The sequence below is a fragment of the Streptomyces sp. NPDC060198 genome (assembly GCF_042728415.1).
Lineage (GTDB): Bacteria > Actinomycetota > Actinomycetes > Streptomycetales > Streptomycetaceae > Streptomyces.
This window is the reverse complement of sequence record NZ_JBHWZJ010000543.1, coordinates 1-1807: the sequence shown is the minus strand read 5'-3', so window position 1 is coordinate 1807 and position 1807 is coordinate 1. Positions and strand designations below refer to the sequence as shown.

The window sequence follows — 1807 nt, the reverse complement described above, 5'->3', positions numbered from 1 at the left end:
GCCGGGGGACCGTCCGGCCTTCACCCGGTTCAGCGGGACGCGCCGACGGCTCCTTCGGCGATCGTCCCAGCCTCGTCCGAGGCGGCCTTGGCCCGCCGGTCGAGCAGTGAGTCCAGGATCTCGCCGACCCGGATCGCCGTGTTGGAGAGCAGCGACGAGGTGATGCCGTGGGTGTGCTCCGTACCGCCCTGCAGGTAGATACCGCACCGCAGGGCGGGGTCGGTCTCGATGCGGTAGTCGCGCTCGACGCGGACGCGTCCCCGGTCGTCGGTGCGGCAGCGGTCCGCCACCTCGCCGAGGAGGCCGAGGGGGTCGACGGGGCTGTAGCCCGTGGCGAGCACCACGACGTCGGCGTCCAGGGCCGTCTCCTCGCCCGTGACCAGGGATGTCACGGTGGCACGGGCCTTCTCCGGCTTCTCCTCGACGCCCACGAGTCGGGACACGTTCAGGAAGCGCAGCCGTTCGGTGCCGAGCACCTTCTCCTGGTAACTCTGCCGGTAGAGGTCGTCGATCAAATCGATGTCGACCACGGAGTAGTTGGTGTTCCCGTGGTAGCCCATCAGCCGCTGCTTGATCTCGTCGGGCGCGGCGAAGTACTCGTCGACGGCGCCGGGGTCGAAGATCCGGTTGGCGAAGGCGCTGTCGTCGGCGGGGCTGTATCCGTACCGGGAGAAGACCGCGCAGATCTCGGCCTCGGGGAAGACGCGGTGCAGGTAGGCGACGTTCTCGGCGGCGCTCTGTCCGGCGCCCACGACGATGAACCGGGAGGGTGAGGTCCCGTCCAGTTCACCGACCTTGGCGAGCAGTTCGGAGTTGTGCCACACCCGGTCGCCGCGCTGGACGCCCTCGGGCAGGAGGGGGCGCAGCCCGGTGCCGATGACGAGGTTGCGGGCCCGGTGGACGGAGAGCCCCTCCGCGGACCGGACCGTCACGTCGAGGTACTCCACGATTCCGTCGTGGACGGTGGGCCTGACGGAGACGACCTCGTGTCCGTACGACACCATGTCCGCGACCTGGGCGGCGGCCCATTCGAAGTAGTCGTGGAACTCCACCCGCAGCGGGAAGAGGTTCTTGTGGTTGATGAAGTCGATCAGCCGCCCCTTGCTCTTGAGGTAGCAGAGGAAGCTGAACTCGCTGGTGGGGTTCCGGAGCGTCACCAGGTCCTTGAGGAAGGACACCTGCATGGTCGCGTCGTCGATCAGCATGCCGCGGTGCCAGCCGAAGGTGGGCTGCTGCTCGAAGAAGCGGGCACTGACCGGATGCCGTTCGCCGGCGCGGGCGTTGTGCTCACTGATCGCGATGGCCATGGCCACGTTGGACGGTCCGAAACCGATACCGATGAGGTCGTGGACCTGCGGGGCGTCGGCGGGAAGAACCGGTGACATGTCACTCCCATTCGTGCGGGGGAAGCCGCTCATGGCATGGCGAAGGTGCGAGCGTCGGGACCACCGACGGCGCGGCTCGAATTTAGGTGAGCCTAAGCTAATCCTGTGAGACTGTCGAGGGGGCGCCGCGGCGGAGCGAGGGGGCGCGCGACTCTTCAAACGCATTACACCGCACGCCCGTTGCAAACCAAGGTAAGCCTTGCTTTACTGACCCGTGGTCCATTCCGGCACAGAGGAGGAACCCCCATGCGGGTCGTCATGTTCGGTTACCAGACCTGGGGTCACCGCACCCTGCAAGCCCTTCTGGACTCCGAGCACGACGTGGTGCTGGTCGTGACACACCCCAAGAGCGAGCTCGCCTACGAGAAGATCTGGAGCGACTCCGTCGCCGACCTCGCCGAGGCGAACGGCGTTCCCGTGCT

Annotated in this window: 1 protein-coding gene and 1 pseudogene; one reads left to right on the top strand and one right to left on the bottom strand. The window is 67.3% G+C overall.

The window, feature by feature from the left end; all coding sequences use genetic code 11:
• Positions 1–29 precede the first annotated feature (29 nt).
• The gene (locus tag ACFWEP_RS33120; protein WP_387375769.1) at positions 30–1385 is read right to left on the bottom strand and encodes a lysine N(6)-hydroxylase/L-ornithine N(5)-oxygenase family protein; all 1356 of its coding nucleotides are present in this window, start codon (positions 1383–1385) and stop codon (positions 30–32) included.
• Positions 1386–1631: 246 nt separating this feature from the next.
• Here ACFWEP_RS33120 and ACFWEP_RS33115 point away from each other — a divergent pair.
• Positions 1632–1807 (top strand): annotated as a pseudogene (locus ACFWEP_RS33115) (methionyl-tRNA formyltransferase); the annotation flags it as partial.

Excerpts from the sequence above, each read along its gene's own strand:
- ACFWEP_RS33120 (WP_387375769.1), bottom strand. The coding sequence starts at position 1,385 with ATGTCACCGGTTCTTCCCGCCGACGCCCCGCAGGTCCACGACCTCATC.